The following is a 21305-nucleotide window of genomic DNA, read 5'->3' as shown; positions in this document are numbered from 1 at the left end:
GGGACGAGTGTTCATATGGATAATCCTAAACTGAAACGCCTGCCAGCATCACGTGCACCTGCAGGTTCCCGCCAGTCTGTGCGGCGGCATTCGGGGGTCGTCCGTATGACCCATTGGGTAAATGTACTGTGCTTTTCTGTCCTGCTAATGAGCGGGCTACAAATTTTCAATGCACACCCCAGGCTGTATTGGGGGCAATACGGTGCTGATTCGGATAAGGCATTTATTGCCATTGGATCTGAACAGCATGGCGACAGACTGAAAGGATTTTTTCAGATTGGCCCGCTGAACATCGAGACGACCGGTATTCTTGGCGTCTCCCGTGAAGGCGATGCGGTCACAGAAAAGGCATTTCCTTCCTGGCTCACGATTCCTTCCTACCACGACCTGGGGGCGGGCAGAAATTGGCACTTCCTCTTTGCCTGGTTGTTGCTCATCAATGGTTTTGTGTACCTGGCACACGGATTATGGCGAGGCCATATTCGCCGGGATCTGTTGCCGAACCGGGATCAACTGGGGTGGCGGCACGTATGGCGAGAAGTGGTAGACCATGCGCGCCTTCGTTTCGCCAAAGGCGAGCACGCGCGGCGCTACAACAGTCTGCAGAAGATGACCTATCTGCTGGTGGCGCTAGTATTGCTGCCGCTGATGGTCCTGACAGGACTGACGATGTCGCCTGGTTTAAACGCGGTTTTTCCATTCCTGCCTGATCTGTTTGGCGGGCGCCCCTCTGCGCGAACACTGCATTTTCTGACTGCGTCCTCGCTTGTCCTGTTTGTAGTGGTTCACGTACTGATGGTTGTCCTGTCAGGTTTCTGGAATAACCTTCGCTCGATGATTAGCGGGCGTTATGTTATCGATCATTCAGGAGATACAAAATGATGCAGAGGTTCTCTCGCCGCCGGATTCTGACCGGTCTGTTGTCTGGCGTTGGCGTCTCCATGCTGGCAGGATGTGATCGTCTGACGCAAAGCGCCGGTTTTGGACACGTGTTACGCCAGACCGAGAAACTGACCATGGGCAGCCAGCGACTGCTGCTGGACCGAAAGACACTGGCGCAAGAATATAGTACGTCTGATCTTTCGCCGGTGTTTCGTGCCAATGGCACACAATTGCCCGATTCCGAAGAGTACGCGCGCCTGCTTGAACAGGGCTTTGTCGATTGGCGCCTGCAGGTGGACGGCCTGGTAAATCGGCCGCTTAGCCTGTCGCTTGACCAATTGAAGCGCCTGCCGGCGCGCACGCAAATCACCCGACACGACTGTGTCGAGGGATGGAGTGCGATCGGACAATGGCAGGGCGTACCCCTTGGGCGGATTCTTGATCTGGCGCAGTTGAAGCCGGGCGCGCGCTATGTGGTATTCCATTGCGCAGACGAGCTGGAAGTCACCTTCGATGGCAGCGGGCGCTACTACGAGAGCATCGATCTTATGGATGCGTATCACCCTCAGACCATTCTTGCCTATGGCATGAATGGCAAGCCTCTGCCGGTAGCGCACGGTGCCCCTTTGCGACTTCGTGTCGAAAGGCAACTTGGTTATAAGCATGCTAAATACTTGATGCGCATTGAGGTGGTCTCCGCGTTCGACACACTGTGGGGAGGGCGGGGCGGCTACTGGGAGGACCGTGGCTACGAATGGTATGCGGGCATCTGAATTCATATAGCGATGCTCAATTTTGATTGTTGGCAATAGCGTGATACTGAAAGTGCTTTATCAGTGTACTTAGCGGTGCTTAGCCGTATTTTGTGTCGAAGACAAGCCCTGGGAAATAACCATGGAGTCAATATTTCCCGTGGCTGGTTCGGACTATGTCAAACATGGCATAAGCGTTTTGCCGGGCTGCGAAGGCCGCATGGCGAATCGCCACACGGTATATACAACAGAGAATCAGTCGATGAAATCAGTCGCGTCCGAGGCCTCTCGCCACGTATCCAGATCATGACGTAGCGCCTGCATCTTCTGCTCGACTAGCATGGTGGCGATCTTGCCCGCAAACAGATGCACCGGCGGTTTGGCAGCATTGGCTGCTTGCAGGATCAGCGATGCCACTTTCTCCGGATCACCCGCCTGCTTGCCATCCAGACCGTTCAGATGCAGATCAAGCGAGGCTTGCGCCTCGGCGTACTCGGCAATTGAACGCTGTGCCACGGCCAGCGTATTCTTTGACAAAAATCCCGTGCGCACCGGGCCAGGATAGACAACGGTCGCCTTGATGCCCAGCTCGGCAACTTCGGCAGCCAGGGTTTCGGTCAAACCTGCCAGCGCGAACTTGCTGGAGACATAGCTTCCCCATCCAGCGTAACCGCCCTGAAAGCCGACGATGGAGGCCACGTTAAAGAGATGACCGCTGCGCTGTCGGCGCAGATGCGGCAAGGCATGGCGCAGCACATTTAATGGTGCGAACACGTTAATGTCAAAATTGCGACGCAGCTCGACATCGGTCAGCGCCTCGATCGTACCTTGCTGGCCATAGCCGGCATTGTTCACTACGCGGTCGATGCGCCCGAAGGTGGCAATGGTTTTTTCGATGGCTGCCTGTACGCTCGCCTCGCTCACAAGATCTACCTCTAACGCCAGTAACTGTGCGCTGTCTTTGCCCAGTGCCTGGTATAAGCTGTCGAGCGTGCGCGAGGTGGCGGCCACGGCATCACCCTGCGCCAGCGCCTGGCGGGCAAGCGACAGGCCGATACCGCGGGCGGCGCCAGTAATGAACCAGACCTTGGTATTCGATTTTTGTTGTTGCATGGATGTTCTCCTGATGATTGTAAAGACCAGAAGAAATTGTAGAATTGCCGAGCTGCTCGGACTAGGCGAAAAGCTCTTGCGTGATTGCCTATTTCTATTTATATGATTATTATTTGAATATTATTTAAATAAAAAATATGATTTTTATATAATTCGTTGGAATATCAATTATGCATGGTCACCCGCCGGATACGTCGCGACAGCGTGAAATGGTCACTCTGATCCAACAACTGGCTCCGCACGAAGGCCATACCCGATCATTGCTCGATGGCGTGCGGCTGATGCGGGCCGACCGACCCCTGGGCCGCACGCCTGTACTTTACGAACCAAGTATCGTGATTGTCTGCCAGGGGCATAAGCGCGGCTACCTGGCTAATCGCATCTACCATTACGACCCGCTGCATTATCTGGTGCTATCGGTACCGCTGCCGTTCTCGACCGAGACCGATGCCAGCCCGGAAGAACCCCTGCTGGCGGTATCGGTGCGGTTAGACATGACTGCCGTGGCTGGCTTGATCATCGATGTGGATCAATATGCTCCCGCCTCGATCAGTTCACCCGCTGGGATCGTCTCCACAGAGTTGGACGCTACACTGGCCGATACTACTGTGCGCCTGCTTCGTGCCCTACGCTCACCGCTCGAGGCCCGGGTGCTGGGACCAGCTATCGTGCGTGAACTATGCTTCCGTGTCCTGCTCGGCGAGCAGGGTGGGGCCGTTAGGGCGGCGCTGGCCAGCCATGGCAACTTCGGGCGCATTGCCCGCGTCCTGCGGCACATCCACAGCGATTACGCTCAGCCGCTGGACGTGGGCTCGCTGGCGAGCGAAGCAGGATTGAGCACCCCAGCCTTTCATGTCCACTTCAAGGCGGTTACTGCTACCTCGCCCATTCAGTACATTAAATCAGTGCGATTGCACTATGCGCGGCTAATGATGATACGGGACAATGTCACTGCGGCGGGCGCCGCGGTAAGGGTTGGCTACGAGAGTGCATCGCAGTTTAACCGCGAGTTCAAGAGATTCTTCGGTCGCAGTCCTGGAGAAGAGGCGCGCGAAATGCGCTCCGCCTTTGCCCTTATGGCTCCCGCTCAACTTGAGGCGGTTGCAGTGGCCCATTAGTGGGTGCGAGCCGGTGTGACACCAAGTTGTTGGCAGGATTGCGGGGAACTCACCAACTGTGTGACTAGGCTAGGGTTGCTCTTGGGCCACGCGCTAGTCACGTTGACAAAACCATCTGCGTACGCGTGCCACACGCCTCTACGCCATGAATAGATGCCAGCTTTCGATATTTTCTTTACATTTTTAGACTAATCGGTCTATAATTTGAAAATGATCAACACAAACACTGTATCCGACCGACAGAGAGGACGCCCTCGCGAGTTCAATCCTGACCAGGCGATCGAACAAGCCATGCAGATTTTCTGGACAAAGGGCTATCAAGGCACCTCCTTACCGGATCTCATGGGGGCGACCAAGCTATCCCGCGGGAGCCTGTACGCCGCCTTTGGCGACAAGCACGGTCTCTTTCTTCTGGCTCTTGATCGCTACATCAGCCAGGCGCTCGATCGTCTGGACCAAGAGCTTGCTTCTGGTCGCAATGCCCTGGAGGGACTCAAGGCATGCATGGACGGCTACGTTGCGCGTACCGACGGCGCGGCTGGCCAGCGCGGCTGCCTGGTGGTGGCGACTGCCATGGAACTTGCGGCCTGGGATGAGGAAATTTCGCAGCGAGTCGCTCGTTTTTTTGGGGCGATGCAGGCGCGTTTGCTCAAGACCTTGGTCCGTGCCCAAGAAGAGGGCAGTGTGGTCCAGCGTGTCGACCCAGCCGCGACTGCTCACATGCTGGTTTGCTTTCTGGAGGGCTTGCGTGTTGTTCGCAAAATCGAGGTTGAGCCCCAAAGCGCACGAGCCGCCGTACAAGTACTTATTCGCAGCCTCGCAGCCTGATCACTAAAGATTTGGGTGTGAGGTATTTTTTTTATTAATTTTAGACTGAATGGTTTATAAATGAACGTTATTCATATCGTGGCAGCGCTGCTTGTGCCGTTGCTGTGGGGCATTCAATATGTCGTTATCAAGTCCGGGCTCACAGTGCTGCCGCCACTGTTCTTTGCCGGACTGCGATTCGCAGTGATCGCGGCGATTCTCATTCCTTTTGTCGGGCGCATTCGAAAGCCTGAGATTTGGCCGATTTTCTTGATCTCTCTTTTTATGGGGGGCGTGAACTTTGCTGGTGCCTTCATCGGTCTGACCCAGGCACCAGCTGGTATTGCCGGGATTGCCAACCAGCTTTGGACGCCGTTCACACTAATGCTTGCCTGGCCCATGCTCGGCGAAAAGCCTTCTGCTCGCGTGATGCTCGGCGTTGGTGTTGCGCTGTGTGGTGTCGCATTTGCTGTTGTCGATCCCGGCTTGGAAGTCCCCCTGGTCCCGATGCTCTTCATCCTGGTCTCTGCGATTGGATTGGCAGTTGGAAATGTGCTTGCAAAAAAATTCGGTCCATTTGACCCGGTGAGGCTTTTTGCCTGGATGTCGTTTTTCACGGGGTTCCAGCTTCTTGGGCTTTCGCTGATCGTGGAGAGCGATCAGATGCACGCTTTTCAAAGCGCTTCAAGTTCAGAGTGGCTCGCTTTTGCCTTCACCGTCATGCTCGGCGGCATCGTCGCATTTATCACCTGGTTCTGGTTAATTGCCCGGTTCTCAATGGCCCGGGTCGCACCCTATGCCTTGCTTCAATCATTCTTCGCGATCGGCGCGGGCGTCGCCTTCAGGCATGAACCGTTGACCCCAATGCTGATGCTGGGTGCCGTTATTTGTGTTTCTGGTGTTGCGCTCAGTCAGTGGCCAGTTTCTATTGGACAGCACACAAGAAATAAGGCGCAGTGAATCATGCAAGAGGGCAGCACGCGCGTGTTTAATATTATTTATAGGAATCAATCATGGCGAAATTCGTTTTAGTGCACGGCGCTTTTCAAGGCGGCTGGGTTTACGCAAGGGTCGCCCGCAAGCTTCGCGAAGCGGGTCACGATGTCTACACGCCTACGCTGACAGGTCTCGGAGAGCGGGCTCACTTGGCTGACCGAGCGATCAACCTGGACACCCATATTCAAGACATTGTGAACGTATTGAAGTACGAGGATCTTTCCGACGTCATATTATGTGGTCATTCGTATGGTGGACTGGTCATCACCGGCGTTGCGCATGAGGTTGGAGATCGCATTCGAACGCTCTTCTATCTTGATGCCTATGCGCCGGCAGATGGACAGTCCCTTATCGATATTACAGGCGCAGAAACCGCGCTGGCTTTTTTGGCGCAGGCAAATCGTAATGGCGGAATGATCCCACCGATTCCATCTGAGGTATTTAACGTGAATGAAGCTGACGCGGTCAGGGTCGACACAATATCTGTACCGCAGCCGCTGGCTACCTTCGTGCAAGGAGTGAAAGCAGGCGTAGATTCAGCGCCGGTTGCCAATCGTACTTACGTGTTCGCGACAAAGAACGGCGGGGATTGGTTTGTGCAAACGCATGCGCGCTTGAAAGCGGATCCCCGGTGGACAGTCCATGACATTGCATGTGGGCACGCCATCATGCTGGATCGGCCGGACGAGATGGTCGCGTTGCTATTGGCCGAAGCGGCCAAATGACGTTGCACTAGCTGTCGCGTCCAATAGCTTGTATCTGCGCTTGCCTCATGTGAATTTGCTTCGGGCGTACGTCGAGCTGCCTGGTCAATTTAGCCAATGTCGTCTCGCGGTGGATGGCTGCTCAGCAAGGTGTCGCACCGTTCCCTCAGGAAACGATGTAATGCGTTGATTGCGGGCGTCAGCCGCGAGCGGTGGGCACAGATCAGGTTCAATGGCGCGGGCTCGCAATGATTTGGTGGAAACAACTCCACCAGCCGCCCCGCCTTCAGATCGTCGATGAGATCCAGTCGTGATTTGTAGACCAGACCTTCTCCGGCGATGGCCCAGCGGCGAACTGCATCGGCATCATCGCTAACGCGGTTGCCCGTGACCGCCACAGTACGTTCGCCGCCGGGCAAGGTAAAGCGCCAGCGTTCATGGACTTGTTCGCTCCATACGTAACGAAGGCAGTTGTGCCGCCGCAGGTCATCGGGCTTGGCCGGGGCGCCGTGCCGTTCGATGTAGGCAGGTGCGGCGCACAGCGCACGCCGGTTGTTACCGGCCAGAACCAGGGCCAGAAGCGATGAATCGGGCAGCGTACCATAGCGCACGACGGCATCCAGCGGCTGGCGGATGAGGTCGGCGGCTCGGTCGCTCATTTTCAGTTGCAACGACAGGCCTGGATGCTGGTGCTGGAAGTCGTCCAGCCACGGCAACAGTATGTTGCGTCCGAAGTCGGAGGGGACCGATAGCCGCAGCGGGCCGGTCAGTGCCGATCGACCGCCAGCCAAGGCCAGGTCGCCTTGCTCCTGCGCGTCCACCATAAGCCGCGCATGCGGCAAATAGCGCTCACCGGCCTCCGATAGTTGCATGCTGCGCGTGGAGCGCGTGAACAAGCGGATGTCCAGGGCCTTCTCGAGCCTTTGCACACAAGCGCTCGCTTGTCCGGGCGCGATGTTCAGCTGGCGTGCGGCTTCCGAGAAACTGCCGGCGTCTGCCGTACGCACAAAGATCTGAATGTCATCAAGTCGAATGATTTTCATTGAATCACAGAAAGTGTTTTGATTTTCATTGGGTTTATCTGCAGATTGAAGAAGAATAACATGAAGCTCTTCCATCCCGGACAGTGAATAGCATTACGGGATCTCGTTCTCTTCAGATTATTAAAGGAATAATTTCATGAAGGCAATAGGCTTTTCTCAAAATCATCCCATCAGCAACCCGCAGGCCTTGCAAAATATCGAGGTGTCTACGTTGAGTGAGCATTTCGGGACTATTAGTCTGGAAAATCTGCGTCACGCCCACGCCTACGCGCTCATCGATAGCGGCAAGGCCACTGGCAAGATCATCCTGGAAGGTTTCTGACAGTCATTTCAATTATTCAACAGACCTGTTACAGCAGGCCTAGGAGCCCACATGCTTATGAAATCTCGTTTCTTCACATCTGTCTTTGCCATTGCGGTGGCAGCAGCAAGCCAGACCAGCTTCGCCACCGAATCCTCATCATTGCCTGCACATGCTGCGACAGATAAAACTATTGGCCAGCTCGATCAGGTATTCGCCTTCCATGACGCGATGCCCACCGGCATCACCGTCACCGATAACGGACGCATCTTTGTAAACTACCCGAAATGGGGAGATGATGTTGCGTTCACGGTCGGCGAAATCCGTGAGGGTCAAGTCTATCCCTATCCCGATGCGGCATTCAACCGCGAGGATACCAAAGATCCGGCCAAAGGCCTGATTAGCGTGCAGAGCGTGGTTGCCGATGGCAAGGGTCGCGTCTGGCTGCTAGATACCGCGGCACCCGGTTTTGCTGCCCCGAAGGCAGGCGGCGCGAAACTGGTGGCGGTGGATTTGGCCACCAACAAGATCGTCAAAACCCTGGTGTTTCCGGCTAACGTGATGCTGTCCAGCACCTATGTGAACGACATGCGCTTTGACTTTCGTATTGGTAAGGAAGGTACGGTATACGTCACCGACTCATCCATCTCTGGCCCTGGCGCCATTATCGTGATTGACATCGCCAGCGGCAAAGCCGTACGGCGTCTGAACGGCGCCAAATCAACCTCTCCGGATCCGGCGTTCATACCGGTGGTCGAAGGGCAGCAGGCACTCATCACCAAAGACTCAGACGGCAAACGCAAGACATTGACTGTGGCATCCGATGGCATTGCGCTGTCTCCCGATGGTAAAACGCTATATTTCTGTCCTTTGTCCAGCCGCCACCTGTACTCCGTGCCTACCGCGCTGCTGCGGGATCCGAACGTCAGCGAAGCCCAACTGGCCGCAGCGGTGAAAGATCTGGGTGAAAAAGGTGCCTCTGACGGCCTTGAAGCTGACGCCGAAGGTGCCGTATACGCGGGAGATTATGAACATAACAGCATCCGCAAGCTTAGGGTTGACGCAAGCTGGGAGACCATCGTCCACGATCCCCGGGTTTTGTGGCCGGACACGCTGTCTATCGGGCCTGACGGTTACCTGTATTTCATCGCAAACCAACTCCAACGTCAGGCAGGCTTCCATGATGGCAAGGATCTGCGCGACAAACCCTACAGCCTGCTGCGCGTGAAAATCGACGCTGCCCCGGCTCCAACCCACTGACATCGAAGACAACCTGAAACCTCTGATCCGTTTGAGCCATATCGACCTGAGCTTTTACGCCGCCAGCGCCGCTGTGGTTCAGACGGATCAGCGTGCGTGGTCAAACGGGATGCGCTTTTGGACACGCTGTTGAAGAGTTCCCTCGAAGCATTGACGCAAACACTGTAATGCTCCCTTGGAGCAAGGGCGAATTGGTCGGTAAAAGCATAATCGACCATCGTCGCACCGACGCTTCACAATCTTCGCCGCATGCAAGAGCAGAGCCCATTGTTTGATCTGTACGGAGAGCGCCAGTGCTCTTAGTGGAGCAAGATCTGAACGTGATCTAGTCGAATGATTTTCATTGAATTACAGAAAGTGTTTTGGTTTTAAGTGGGTTTATCTGCAAATTGAAGAAGAATAACATGAAGCTCTTCTATCCCCGACAGCTAATGGCCTTACGGGATCTCGTTCTCTTCCAATTATCAAAGGAGCTTTCTCATGAAGGCAATAGGCTTTTCTCAAAATCATCCAATCAGCAACCCGCAGGCCCTGCAAGACATTGAGGTGCCGACCCCCGAACTGCGTGACTACGACCTGCTGGTCGAAGTCAAAGCGGTATCGGTCAATCCGGTTGATACCAAGGTTCGGCTCGGGGGCGATATTCCTGCGAGTGGATCTCGTATCCTTGGCTGGGATGCCGCAGGCATCGTTCGTGGCACAGGACCGCGGGTGACCCGCTTCAAGCAAGGTGATCGCGTGTGGTATTCCGGTGACATCACGCGGCCGGGCAGCAACAGCGAACTGCAGGCCGTGGACGAGCGCATCGTCGGGCCGATGCCAGTCTCGCTGGATTTCGCCGAAGCCGCATCGCTGCCGCTGACGGCCATCACTGCCTGGGAATTGTTGTTTGACCGTCTACGTGTTCAGGCGGCAGATCCGACCGACAACAACATCCTGCTGATCATCGGCGCGGCAGGCGGCGTAGGCTCCATCCTGACCCAATTGGCACGCACGTTAACGGGCATGACTGTTATCGGCACAGCTTCGCGCCCGCAGACTCGTCAATGGGTTCTAGAGCATGGCGCGCATCACGTGATTGATCACCGCCAGCCGTGGGCGCCGCAATTGGCCGAGCTCGGCATCCAGCAGGTCACTCATGTCGTTGGACTAAATCAAAGCGCCGTCTATGTTCCACAGATCGCCGCCGTGTTGCGTCCCGAGGGCCAGTTCGCGCTCATCGACGACCCGGTGGATCTGGATATCGGACCATTCAAAGGCAAGTCCATTTCAATCCACTGGGAGCTGATGTTCACCCGAGCCATGTTCACCACCGGCACCATCAGTCGCCAACATGCCTTGCTGCGCCGAGTGGCCGAACTGGTTGATCGGGGAGACATCAAGCACACCATGACCCAGCGCATCGACGGCATCAGTGCGGCAAGTCTGAGACACGCACATGCTCTGGTCGAGGCTGGAGACATGATCGGCAAAGTTGTGATTGCCAACGCCTGAACCTGACTGAAAAGGAAGCAAGCATATGACACAGAAAATTATCGACACGGCAACGATCAGTCTGGAAGCCGCACAGGCATTGCTGGCCGAAGCGCGCCGCGCCTGTGCCGCGCGAGGATTCGCTGCGACCATCGCGATCACCGATGCGGGAGGTCACCTGCGTGCTTTTGAGCGCGCAGATACGGCTCCTTTTCTCACCGTGGGTGTTGCCACTGACAAGGCCTGGACGGCTGCCTCGTTTGGCATGTCCACGCATCAATGGAACCAGTACATGGCAGATCCCACCGTGGCTGGGCTGGCCCATCATCCGCGCATGACACCGGTGGGCGGCGGCGTGCCCATCATCCATGATGAACGCCTTGTGGGCGGTATCGGTATCTCTGGCGGCACCTCTGTCCAGGACCACGAGGCTGCCGAAGAGGCGCTGCGTAACGCCGGTTTTCTATAACGAGGCGAATTTTACGAAAAATGCAGGCTATTTACAGATAAATAGTCTGCATCCATCTACAAGGATATACAAATGAAAAAAACGCTCTTATGTGCACTGTCGCTCGTCGTCGCTGCGCCCATGATCCTGCCGTCCACTGCTGGCGCCCAATCGCCGGACTCGGTCTCAACCGCTCTTGATGCAGCCAGCTACGGCCTGCTCGTGAAGCTTCCAATTCGGCAGGAAAGCCGTACCCAGTTCTTGCGGATCATTAAGGATCGTGTCGCGGTAAGTCGTCAACATTCCGAGGTTGTTGACTTTCGAGTGCTTGCCACCGCAGACCCCGATGTCTACATCGCATTTGAAAGTTTTCGAAATAAAGATGCATTTAGTACTTTCGAGAAACTGCCGGAATCGAAAAATTTTTTAAATGTGCTCAAACCGCTTTTAAGCGGCGCCCCCGAAGTGTCAATCTTGCGACCTCTGCCGTAAAGACGCACACAATTTTCAACGAACGGTTATTAATAAGGTAAAACAAATGAGCGCTTATATCGTTTTTCAACGAGTAATGACAACTAACAAGGCCAGCCTGGCACAATATTCACAAGAGGTTGGCGACTCTTTCAAAGAGACGCTGGTTGATTTTCTTGTGGCTTATGGGAAACAGGAAACACTTGAGGGGGTTAAAACAGAAGGTACCGTAATTCTTAAATTTGGCAGTATGGCTGCAGCAAAGGAGTGGTACTACAGCGATGCCTACCAAAAAGCAGCACAGCACCGGTTCCTGGGTGCTCAATACAACGCCACGCTCGTAGAAGGAACGGATACAGAGTAGAAATAGGGTTTGGAGGAACAGCATTTTGTTCCATATCAATTAATGAAACCCAAATTCGTAAAATATCATTCGAGAAAAAAATTGGATATCAATTCAAGAAAACTAGAATCTTATAATTAGTTGTTTTTTTAAGAAAGCCAATATCGATATTCCGAAACTTCGATAGGGGGTTATCGATTGTTATTGAGTTCTGAACTTTCGTCACTCAGTTCTGAACAATTCTTCGTAAAGATATGGGGCGCCATGCACGATTGCTTCGCGCGTGGATGTACGCCGAGGGCTTGCTGCCAGGACCATTCAAGGTAAGACGTCGGGCGGCAACATAGCACAAGTTGCTGACTACATCTATAACTGGGGAAAATTTGCCTGATCCTATTTCAATCACGGATTGGGTAAACCTCTTCGCTCTTGCGATTAACCAGGAAAATGGGGCCGGCGGTAAAACAGTACAAGGATAATATTCTGGGCCGCGGAGGGCAGTATCGCACCATGGAAGGCTCAAAAAATTTTTACGATATGTGGTAATTGAGTTTTGACATTTGAACAGGCTGTAATGTGTTTCGAATCCTCTGAACACAAAACCGCCGCAGCTTTCCGTCGCGCTGGAGCCGGCGTCGTGGAAAACATCATCGTTAAATCTGGCGATGCCACAGTGCGCTGAAAATATAGAAATCGGCTTATGACAACAGTTGGCGTTGTCAGTATGACAGCTTGCGTTTTTCTATCACTGAAGCACCTTATATGGGATGGGGGTCTGTTTAACTTGATTTGGAAATGATTATTTCCTATAATTGCGCTCATGACTTCATCAAATATCTCACATCAGCCACGCCGTGGTGCGGGGCGACCCCGCGAATTCGACATAGACGCGTCGCTCGACGGGGCTATTTTGGTGTTCCGCAAGCGAGGCTACCATGCAACGTCGGTGGAGGATCTCTGTTCTGCGATGAACCTGACCGCCGGTAGCATATATAAAGCTTTCAAAGATAAGCGAACTGTTTTTCTGGCGGCTTTCGATCGATATACAAGTCAGCGAAGTACCCAATTGCAAGTCCGCCTCAAAGACAAGACAAGTGGATTGGACAAAATCCGTGCCGTGCTGCATTTCTACGCAGAGTCTTCCTCTGGCAACGAAGGCACACATGGATGTCTAGTCGCAGCCAGTGCAACGGCTCTAGCCACATTCGACGAAGAAATGGCAAATCGAGTTGAAGATAGCTTGTTGCGACTGGAGCGCATGTTGAGGGATTTCGTCCGTGAGGGGCAAGAAGATGGTTCAGTATCTCCTGCCATCGACACTTTCGCAGCGGCACGCAGTCTGCTGTGTCTGTTGCAGGGGTTCCGGGTCATTGGGAAACTCGGACGCAGCCGTAGCGAAATGGTGGCGGCGGCGGACGAGGCGATACGCGCGGTCGTCTAAATTTTTTTATCTAATTAGGAAATAAATATTTCCATATTAAAGGCTTCTTATGCAGACTTCATCGATTCATGGGCAAGCGATTCAAGCACCTGGCAGTTGGGTGTTCCTGCTGCTCGCCACCGCCTGCGGCATGATCGCTGCCAATATCTACTATGCACAGCCGCTGATCGGCCCGATCGCCGTTTCACTTGGCCTATCAGTGCAGTTTGCGGGCTTGGTCGCAACAGTGACGCAGGTAGGCTATGGCATCGGGTTATTGTTGATAGTGCCCCTGGGCGATTTGATGGAGAACCGGCGCTTGGTCATCACGACTCTCGGTGTCGCCACGCTTGCTCTGGTTGCTACGGCATCGGCTACCCATGCGTTCACATTTCTGGCTGCGGGAGTACTGATCGGCCTTGGGTCTGTAACCGTGCAGCTATTAGTGCTTTACGCAGTACATCTTGCGCCCTCGGCTTTGCAGGGCCGCGTTGTCGGTATTGTTACTGGCGGACTGATGCTTGGGATCATGTTCGCGCGGCCCGCAGCGAGCTTCATCACCGGCGTGGGGTCGTGGCGCACGGTATTCCTGGGCTCGGCTGTAGCCATGGCAATTCTGGCTGCCGTATTGCGGATCGCACTGCCGGTTCGCCACCCGGTACAGGGGCTACGCTATGGCAGTCTACTGGCATCCATGGGGCCGTTGATCTGGCACACCCCTGTTCTGCGCCGCCGGGCCTTTTATCAATCCTGTCTGTTCGGTGCGTTCAGCCTTTTCTGGACCACAGTCCCCCTGCTGTTGGCCGACAATTTCCAATTTTCCCAGACCGATATCGCCCTGTTTGCACTTACTGGCATAGCCAGCGCCTTGGCTGCTCCACTGGCAGGCCACGCGGCTGATCGCGGTTGGGACAAATCTGCCACCTGCATCGCCATGCTTGCCGTTGCAGCTTGCTTTGTATTTGGGCGATTGGGGTCGTCCGCAAGCGTAATCGGTCTTATGGGCCTCACCTTGGGCGCGATTTTCCTTGGCTTTGGTGTTTCTGTGCATGCTGTGCTCGGACAGCGTTCCATCTTCTTGCTGGATCCGGAATCGCGCGGCCGGCTTAATGGCCTATTCATGGCTACTTATTTTACAGCAGGCGCGTTAGGCTCAATCCTCGGCACCTGGGCTTACACAAATGGTGGCTGGACGCTAATTAACTGGATCGGTTTCGGCCTGTCTGTGCTCGCCCTGATCAGCCTGTGCACAGAACGAAATCATTCAACGCCACGTTAGATTATCCATCGCCGCAGCTCTTGCGACCTTCACCTTAAGGAGTATTTTCATGTCAACACAAAACACCATTTCCCAGCTAGAGACCGAATATATTGAAGCAACACCAAACTCCCAGCCCGTATCAGGCATGGCTGGCTTCGAGCACCGGTACGAGACCGTTCACGGGATCAGACTTCATTACGTCATCGGCGGAAGAGCCGACGGAGATACCGTCGTACTCCTTGCCGGCTATCCGCAGAGCGGGTACGCATGGCGCAAGATCATGCCTATACTTGCACAGCGCTACCGCGTCATTGCTCCAGACATCCCCGGGCAAGGCGACTCGGACCGCCCCATTGACGGTTACGATACCCAAACGCTGGCCATCATGACTCACGCATTACTCGAGCAACTCGACATTTGTCAGTATGCACTTGCCGCACACGATATCGGTGCCTGGGTAGCCTACCCCTATGCAATGCTTTTTGGCGACGAGATCAAGCACCTGGCGCTGCTCGATGCAGGAATCCCTGGTATCACACTGCCCGACGCCTTGCCAATTGCACCGGACCGCGCCTGGCGCACCTGGCATTTTGCCTTTCATTCGATACCGGACCTGCCCGAAGTGCTGATCACCGGACGCGAGCGCGAATATCTTGAATGGTTCCTGCGCCGTAAGACAGCCAATCCAAATACCTTCACCGACGCCGACATCGACGAGTATGTGCGCGTTTTCAAGAAAGATGGGGGCCTGCGTGCCGGATTGGGGTATTACCGTGCCGTACCGTTGTCGGCACGCCAAAACCGAGAGCTAAGTGCAAAGGGCAAGCTGAAGATGCCAGTCCTTGCACTCAGCGCAGACCAAGGCTCCATCCCTGATATGGCTGGGCCACTGCGAGCTTACGCGAAAGAGGTCCACGCCGCCATGATTGCTCGATGCGGTCATTTTTTACCCGAGGAACAACCTGATGCCGTTGCCGGCGAGCTGATGGCCTTCTTCGGGTAAGGCTCCGAGCCAATACGTTCTGAACCGCCTAATTCAAGCGTGCAAGTTTTACGGCGGTTAGATTGCCATTGCTTTGACCATCGCTCTTTGCGGGGCCGCGTTGATGTTTGCTCTGGTCATAAAGAGCAATCCTGAGTCCATCGCGAAGCTCGAAGCGATGTAGCTGTCGTTGCACAAAGCCGGTTTCCAATTCCTCACCTCTGAGCTTGTGGAGATAGCGGAAAAATTCCTCTTGGAGGGATTGCCAGAAGACATATTGTCTAGGTTGCAGAAACACTAAGAGTTAATTGATTTTTAAGGAAATTCAATATCGATATTCCGAAACTTCGACAGGGGCTGTCGATTGTTATTGAGTTCTGAACTTTCGTCACTCAGTTCTGAATTATTCTTCGTACAGATATAGGGCGTCTTGCAGGATTACTGCCACAACGTCTTCAAGTGGTCGACGAACCATTTACCGGCCGGTCCAGGTGGTTGCGATGATCGGTGAAATGCGGACATTGTCAACATCCAGCCAGTAGGCGGCATCTCGTCTACATCCAGAACGACCAACGTGCCTGCAGCGATATCTTTTTCGACCATATGCGAGGGCATGCCTCCCCATCCGACGCCATCTTTGAGAAAGGCGTGCTTGGTCGATAAATCGGCCAGACGCCAAGTTGAAGTTGATGCGACCCCGAAGTCATGACCGCTTGTCAGGTCGGATCTGTCGGTAAGCACAAGTTGGACGTGTTTTGCCAGCTCATGTCGTGGTATTCGTTTATTGAAGCTTGCGAGCGGATGCGTTGCCGAAGCGACTGCGATCAGCGGTAATTCTCCCAGCCGCTCGCTGACCAACGAGGGAAATGTCCGTGGCAGTGGTGGGAGTATGCCTAAACTACATCGGCCGTCCAAAACGGGCTGATAAGCTGCTCCCAGACCCTCCACAAAGAGACGTAATGGGGTTAGCGGAAATTGAGTCACGAACGCCTTGGCGACGGAACTTATCACCGACGTCGGAAAAAATACATCGATCACCACCGAGAGTTCGGGCTCTACGCCTGAGGTCATAAGCCTGGCTCGCGCCTTCAACGTGTCCACGCGCGCAATGACGGCACGGGCATCTGCAAGCAGCAGCACACCTTCTGGCGTGAGTTTGGGAAAGCGGCCGGAGCGGTCAAAGAGCTTGACCCCTATTTGTTCTTCCAGTCCACCGACCCATCCGCTTACCGCTGATTGAACCCTGTTGAGTTTGCGGGCCGCAGCCGAAAAGCTGCCTTCATCTACCGCTGCAATGAAGGTTCTGAGCTGATCCAACGATACGCCATCTAGCATGCTTTTATCACCAATCTTTAATATAGATGGATTATATCTCAATATATTGGCTATTCAGATATGTGTTCGAATCTTAAAATGCCTGAACACATAGCCGATCCAGTACGTAGAGCAGCAGCGACTTTGGCAAGTGCACATTCAGGACAGTTAAATTAAGGAATTATGATGACTTATGCAATTATTGGTAGTGGCAATGTCGGTAGGGCACTGGCCAGTCAATTTGCCCGTAACGGTATCACTATTGGCATGGCAAATACGCGTGGACCTGATTCGATTACATCGGTTGCGAAGGAGTACGATAACAAGGTGCATCCGCTGACGGTCCAGGAAGCAGTCAAGGCTGATGTGATCATTCTGGCAGTGCCGTTCTGGGCGCACCGCGACGTCGCCCAGGCAGCTAAGACTTGGCAGGGAAAAATTGTGATCGATGTCACTAATGCCTTTGGTGTACCACTATCAGACCTGGATAATTTGCCCTCGTCGGCTGTAGTGGCAAATGCGTTGCCAGGAGCACGCGTTGTTAAAGCGTTTAATCATCTGCCCGCCAGCGTGCTGGCGCAAGAGCCGGCTTCGGACGGGGGGCGTCGGGTAATTTTTGTATCAAGCGATCACGAAGATGCAAGCACGACAGTTGCCGCCCTGGTCGACAAGCTCGGATTTGCCCCTGTCAGTCTTGGCAAGATTGCGCAGGGTGGTCAGCTCGTGCAGGCCCGAGATAAGCGCTGGGCGCCTTTGATTTTCCAGGATTTATTCAAAAGAGATTGAGTCATGTATAACCATGTAATCTGGCCTGAGCGTTTTGATCCAAAAACGTCGGCTATTTACGCACTCAACGACATTGACGTAAAAGCGCCGCCTGAAGTCGTGTGGTCGTTGCTCGTAGATGCGGAAAACTGGTCGAGTTACTTTCCTGCTGAAGACCAGGTGAAAATACTGACCAACGAGCGGAGATTGGCGTTCGGAACTCAATACAGTCGGATAACTGTTGGTTTTCCCATGAGCCTTATCGTAACTGAGTTCGAGCCGTTCCGAAGGCTCGCGTGGGCGACGACGGTTGATGGTGATGAGAGTGGTTCGAGCGCTTACCACGGCTGGGTGATTACGCCTACAGATCAGGGGTGCCATGTGTTGACGGAAGAAACGCAACAAGGTCCCTGGTTCCTCGATCTTCTTGGACAGAAATATCCTGGTGGACTATATCGCTATCACCAGGAATGGGTCGAACGCCTCGCTGGTGCCGCCGAGGCGCAAACAGCAAAGTTAGCGCGCTAACTGGTTCTCACCCTGAGCGCAGTATGTGAAATACAACTTCGCGCGAGTTTTTTTGGGCAGAACGTGCTGCGGCTCGCGGCAGCGACGCTATGGTTCTGCCTGCCACTGGAGAAAAATTGCATGAACATCGAACTTAAAGGCCGCAAGGCAATAGTTACCGGATCAACTGCAGGTATTGGTCGCGCGATTGCTGAGGGGCTCGCGCGAGCGGGCGCTTCGGTCATCATTAACGGGCGCGGAGAACAGCGTGTGGCTGCCGCGTTAAAAGAGCTGCGCGATCTGTTACCCAACGCCAATATTACCGGCATAGTTGCCGATCTCTCGACGGCTGAGGGATCCGCAGCGCTGGCAGAGCAGGTGCCCGATGTTGATATCCTCGTCAATAATCTGGGCACCGCCCATGTCAACGGCTTCTTTGATCAGGACGACAAGGAGTGGATTGATCTCTTCCAGCTCAATGTCATGAGCGGCGTGCGTGCCGCAAGGCACTATGTGCCAGCGATGGTTAAACGCGGTTGGGGAAGGGTGGTATTTATCAGTAGCGAGTCGGCGATCAACATACCCAAGGAGATGATTGACTACGGCATGACAAAAACCGCGCAGTTGGCGGTATCGAGGGGGTTGGCAGAGCTAGTCGGGGGAACGGGTGTTACTGTTAACGCGGTTCTGCCTGGACCGACGCGCTCCGAGATTTTGTCCAATTGGATGAAGAGCACCGCAAAGGAGCAGGGCATCACGCAGGAGGAGGCAGAGCAAAATTTTCTGAAAACAATGCGTCCAACGACACTCATCAACCGTTTAACGACGACTGAAGAAATCGCAAATATGGTGGTTTACGTTTGTTCTGAGCAAGCCTCGGGTACGACCGGAGCAGCACTTCGCGTTGACGGCGGCGTCGTGCGCTCGATCCATTGAATGGGACTGGGTGCATGACCGCTGGCGCGAACAAGGCCTCCTGCCTGCTGAAAATCAGGCAGCCTAATAAAAAGTTTTAGGACAATAGTATGTTTGAAGCAATTAACTGGCCGGCAGAGATGAAACCTAGCAGATCTCCCATTCATTTTACCAATGAGCTCGAAATTGCTGTCTCTGCTGAGACGATCTGGTCGCTTCTTATTGATACGATAACTTGGCCTCGATTTTATCCGGGCGTCAAACAGGTCGAGCTGTTGGACGGACATGAAATGTTGCAATACGGCACTCGCTTTGAGACCAATTTGGCAGGGCAGGATATATTGGCCTCGGTACAAGAATTTGAACCCTCAACCCGCATAGCCTGGGGCGGAGGTCCAAAAGTTTCCAGTGAATCACGAGCCTATCATGCCTGGATCATCACGCCAATCGCGGGTGGCTGTCACGTCTGGACGGAAGAGACAATGCAGGGACCACTTTGGCTTGAATTGGCCAAGCAGGCGCCGGACGTCTTTTGGCGTACACATGAAAAACTTCTGAAAGAACTCGCTAAAGTGGCGCTCGAACGCGAAGCCTTGAGCATTTAGAAGAGCGCTTGCTGCATATAGGAACGAGACATCCTGTGAACTGGCATCAAGATGAGAAACGGGTAAGATGGCGACAGAGTAAACCCGACCTGCATTCCCGAATGGCACCACTCACAATCTGATTTGAGGTGTAGAGCCCGCATCCGCGCCCCAAATAAGCTATATCAGGCGCGCCCGCTCGAGCACGCTTGGGCGGGCTGCCTCTGCTGCCCGGTTTGGCCAGTCGGCATACGCTTCACGCAGCTGACGGCGTGCGATCTTTCCCACGGCGGTACGTGGAATGTTAGCGACCGCAACGAATGCCTGGGGGAGCTGCCATTTGGCGAATCTTCCGAGCAAATGTAAACGCAGTGCTTCGTCTTCGATCGTGGCGCCTTGCGCCAACACCATCAACGCGAGAGGCCGTTCACCCCACTTTTCATGTGGAATGCCGATGACTGTGCATTCAATGACTTCAGGCAATTCAAGAAGGGCGTCTTCCAAGTCTTGAGGGGGGATCCATTCGCCGCCCGATTTGATCAGGTCTTCCTTCCTTTCCAGTACCTTCAGGTTACCGCCAGGGTCGATGTGACCGATATCGCCGGTGCACAGCCATCCATCCTCGGTCCAGCGGCCAGGCAAGTCGAGTTCAAAGTACTTGTCTGTCACGCATGCGCCTCGCACCTGGACTTCGCCAATCGAGCGTCCGTCATGCGCGAGCACGTTCCCCTCCGATACGATCCGAATATCAACAATGGCCATCGGCTTGCCTTGGTTCAGGCGCCAATCGCCACTGACCAGGTCTACCGCCTTGTTGTGTCGGGGTTCAGGCCTGCTCACCGTAATAACGCTAGCTGTCTCGGTCATACCCCACCCTTGGAGCAGTGTGATACCAAAACGCTCAAGGCGGTCAAACAGGTGCTGTGGGGGCGCGGCGCCGCCCGTTATGATGGTCATCGGGCAGAGGTTGGCCGGTGTCGCAGTCGCAGTCGCTTGTTCCAGGCTGCGCGCAAGTTCTTGCCAAACCGTTGGCACCCCTGCTGAAAACGTGACCTGCTCCGCCTGCATGAGTGCCAGCAAGCTCTGAGGGTCGACCTTAGGGCCGGGCAGAACAAGCTTGGCCCCGGTCAGTGCGCAAGAAAAGGGAAGGCCCCAACCATTGCCGTGAAACATGGGGACAACGGCCAGGACCGTGTCGTTGCGACTGACGCCGTAACCATCGACCATGGCCTGTGAGAAGGCATGCATGACCAGGCCGCGGTGAGAATACACCACCCCCTTGGGGCGGCCGGTGGAGCCGCCGGTGTAGCAGATGCTCGCCGCAGAATCCTCTCCTACCTCGGGCAGTGTCACGCCAGACGGCACGGGCTCTTCCAGCCACGCCTCGTACGTTGCAAAGCCTGCTGCGTCCTCAAGCCCGTATTGGTTGACGATGACCTTCTCCACCGTGTCCAGCCTGGGCAATATTCCAAGGATCTGGGGCAGCAACACATCATCGACGATCAGGATCTTGTCCTTGGCATGGTTGATAATGAAGACTTGGTCGTCAGGTGACAGGCGGTGGTTAATGGTATGCAGCACGCCACCGGCGGCCGGCACGCCGAAGTAGGCTTCCAGGTGGACGTGATGATTCCACATCAGGGAGCCGACGGTTTCCCCTGGCTTGAGATTTTCGGCGGCCAGCCTCATGGCCAGGCGCCGGCTGCGCGCTGCGATTTGCGCATAGCTATGTCTGCGGAATCCTCCATCGGGCATTTTTGTCACGACTTCGGTCGTGCCATACATACGTTCAGCTAAACGGCAGAGCCAGTTGAGCGTCATGGGGAAGTGCATCATAAAGTGTCTC

General features: G+C 54.5%; 23 protein-coding genes. 19 read left to right on the top strand and 4 right to left on the bottom strand.

Features of this window, described 5'->3' with window-relative positions; translation table 11 throughout:
* The first annotated feature begins 15 nt into the window (after positions 1-15).
* Positions 16-882, top strand: coding sequence for a cytochrome b/b6 domain-containing protein (locus tag EV681_RS21780; protein ID WP_130305224.1), 867 nt, complete (start codon positions 16-18; stop codon positions 880-882).
* On the top strand, positions 879-1655 hold the full coding sequence (locus tag EV681_RS21775; RefSeq protein WP_128396740.1) for a molybdopterin-binding protein: 777 nt from the start codon (positions 879-881) through the stop codon (positions 1653-1655). The genes EV681_RS21780 and EV681_RS21775 overlap by 4 nt, the downstream gene beginning before the upstream one ends.
* A gap of 234 nt (positions 1656-1889) precedes the next feature.
* On the opposite strand, the gene EV681_RS21770 is transcribed toward EV681_RS21775, so the two are convergent.
* On the bottom strand, positions 1890-2747 hold the full coding sequence (locus tag EV681_RS21770) for an SDR family oxidoreductase (RefSeq protein WP_130305223.1): 858 nt from the start codon (positions 2745-2747) through the stop codon (positions 1890-1892).
* 170 nt (positions 2748-2917) lie between these two features.
* Between EV681_RS21770 and EV681_RS21765 the strand changes: the two genes are divergently transcribed.
* The 4 genes from EV681_RS21765 to EV681_RS21750 all read left to right on the top strand — a co-directional run bounded on the left by EV681_RS21765 (position 2918) and on the right by EV681_RS21750 (position 6393).
* A complete protein-coding gene (locus EV681_RS21765; RefSeq protein WP_242612357.1) occupies positions 2918-3865 on the top strand; it encodes an AraC family transcriptional regulator in 948 nt (315 codons plus the stop codon).
* 210 nt (positions 3866-4075) lie between these two features.
* Positions 4076-4693 carry a TetR/AcrR family transcriptional regulator gene (locus EV681_RS21760; protein ID WP_130305222.1) on the top strand — a complete coding sequence of 206 codons (618 nt, stop codon included), beginning with the start codon at positions 4076-4078 and terminating at the stop codon, positions 4691-4693.
* Positions 4694-4753: 60 nt separating this feature from the next.
* Complete coding sequence (locus EV681_RS21755; protein ID WP_130305221.1) at positions 4754-5632, top strand: DMT family transporter; 879 nt, start codon at positions 4754-4756, stop codon at positions 5630-5632.
* A gap of 53 nt (positions 5633-5685) precedes the next feature.
* Positions 5686-6393 (top strand): alpha/beta fold hydrolase, encoded by a 708-nt coding sequence (locus tag EV681_RS21750; RefSeq protein ID WP_130305220.1) that lies wholly within the window; start codon positions 5686-5688, stop codon positions 6391-6393.
* A gap of 89 nt (positions 6394-6482) precedes the next feature.
* Here EV681_RS21750 and EV681_RS21745 read toward each other — a convergent pair whose 3' ends face one another.
* Positions 6483-7409 carry a LysR family transcriptional regulator gene (locus EV681_RS21745; protein WP_130305253.1) on the bottom strand — a complete coding sequence of 309 codons (927 nt, stop codon included), beginning with the start codon at positions 7407-7409 and terminating at the stop codon, positions 6483-6485.
* Between the two features lie 142 nt (positions 7410-7551).
* Between EV681_RS21745 and EV681_RS22890 the strand changes: the two genes are divergently transcribed.
* The 9 genes from EV681_RS22890 (at position 7552) to EV681_RS21700 (ending at position 15395) form a co-directional block, all read left to right on the top strand.
* The gene (locus EV681_RS22890; protein ID WP_128396745.1) at positions 7552-7737 is read left to right on the top strand and encodes a hypothetical protein; all 186 of its coding nucleotides are present in this window, start codon (positions 7552-7554) and stop codon (positions 7735-7737) included.
* Between the two features lie 51 nt (positions 7738-7788).
* Positions 7789-8976, top strand: a complete 1188-nt coding sequence (locus EV681_RS21735) for an L-dopachrome tautomerase-related protein (protein ID WP_207227127.1) — start codon at positions 7789-7791, stop codon at positions 8974-8976.
* 480 nt (positions 8977-9456) lie between these two features.
* On the top strand, positions 9457-10470 hold the full coding sequence (locus EV681_RS21730) for a zinc-binding alcohol dehydrogenase family protein (RefSeq protein WP_130305219.1): 1014 nt from the start codon (positions 9457-9459) through the stop codon (positions 10468-10470).
* A 25-nt stretch (positions 10471-10495) separates the two neighbouring features.
* Entirely contained in the window at positions 10496-10918 is a 423-nt protein-coding gene (locus EV681_RS21725; RefSeq protein WP_130305218.1) for a GlcG/HbpS family heme-binding protein, read from the top strand.
* A 72-nt stretch (positions 10919-10990) separates the two neighbouring features.
* A complete protein-coding gene (locus EV681_RS21720; RefSeq protein WP_130305217.1) occupies positions 10991-11389 on the top strand; it encodes a putative quinol monooxygenase in 399 nt (132 codons plus the stop codon).
* A gap of 46 nt (positions 11390-11435) precedes the next feature.
* The gene (locus EV681_RS21715; RefSeq protein WP_128396750.1) at positions 11436-11732 is read left to right on the top strand and encodes a DUF1330 domain-containing protein; all 297 of its coding nucleotides are present in this window, start codon (positions 11436-11438) and stop codon (positions 11730-11732) included.
* A gap of 799 nt (positions 11733-12531) precedes the next feature.
* Positions 12532-13152 (top strand): TetR/AcrR family transcriptional regulator, encoded by a 621-nt coding sequence (locus EV681_RS21710; protein ID WP_130305216.1) that lies wholly within the window; start codon positions 12532-12534, stop codon positions 13150-13152.
* 49 nt (positions 13153-13201) lie between these two features.
* Positions 13202-14410: an MFS transporter gene (locus EV681_RS21705; RefSeq protein WP_207227126.1), complete on the top strand. Its 1209-nt coding sequence runs from the start codon at positions 13202-13204 to the stop codon at positions 14408-14410.
* 49 nt (positions 14411-14459) lie between these two features.
* Positions 14460-15395: an alpha/beta fold hydrolase gene (locus EV681_RS21700; protein ID WP_130305215.1), complete on the top strand. Its 936-nt coding sequence runs from the start codon at positions 14460-14462 to the stop codon at positions 15393-15395.
* A 417-nt stretch (positions 15396-15812) separates the two neighbouring features.
* On the opposite strand, the gene EV681_RS21695 is transcribed toward EV681_RS21700, so the two are convergent.
* Positions 15813-16709: a LysR family transcriptional regulator gene (locus EV681_RS21695; RefSeq protein ID WP_130305214.1), complete on the bottom strand. Its 897-nt coding sequence runs from the start codon at positions 16707-16709 to the stop codon at positions 15813-15815.
* Between the two features lie 165 nt (positions 16710-16874).
* Between EV681_RS21695 and EV681_RS21690 the strand changes: the two genes are divergently transcribed.
* The 4 genes from EV681_RS21690 (at position 16875) to EV681_RS21675 (ending at position 19480) form a co-directional block, all read left to right on the top strand.
* Complete coding sequence (locus EV681_RS21690) at positions 16875-17474, top strand: NADPH-dependent F420 reductase (protein ID WP_130305213.1); 600 nt, start codon at positions 16875-16877, stop codon at positions 17472-17474.
* Between the two features lie 3 nt (positions 17475-17477).
* Entirely contained in the window at positions 17478-17981 is a 504-nt protein-coding gene (locus tag EV681_RS21685) for an SRPBCC domain-containing protein (protein ID WP_130305212.1), read from the top strand.
* A gap of 120 nt (positions 17982-18101) precedes the next feature.
* The gene (locus tag EV681_RS21680) at positions 18102-18896 is read left to right on the top strand and encodes an SDR family NAD(P)-dependent oxidoreductase (protein WP_130305211.1); all 795 of its coding nucleotides are present in this window, start codon (positions 18102-18104) and stop codon (positions 18894-18896) included.
* Positions 18897-18985: 89 nt separating this feature from the next.
* Complete coding sequence (locus EV681_RS21675; protein WP_130305210.1) at positions 18986-19480, top strand: SRPBCC domain-containing protein; 495 nt, start codon at positions 18986-18988, stop codon at positions 19478-19480.
* A 159-nt stretch (positions 19481-19639) separates the two neighbouring features.
* Here EV681_RS21675 and EV681_RS21670 read toward each other — a convergent pair whose 3' ends face one another.
* A complete protein-coding gene (locus EV681_RS21670; protein WP_278044101.1) occupies positions 19640-21292 on the bottom strand; it encodes a long-chain-fatty-acid--CoA ligase in 1653 nt (550 codons plus the stop codon).
* Between the last annotated feature and the right edge of the window lie 13 nt (positions 21293-21305).

It is taken from the genome of Advenella incenata, assembly GCF_004217095.1.
Taxonomy (GTDB): domain Bacteria; phylum Pseudomonadota; class Gammaproteobacteria; order Burkholderiales; family Burkholderiaceae_B; genus Advenella; species Advenella incenata.
Note: the sequence above shows the minus strand (reverse complement) of the source record. Positions and strands in the feature narration are given on the sequence as shown.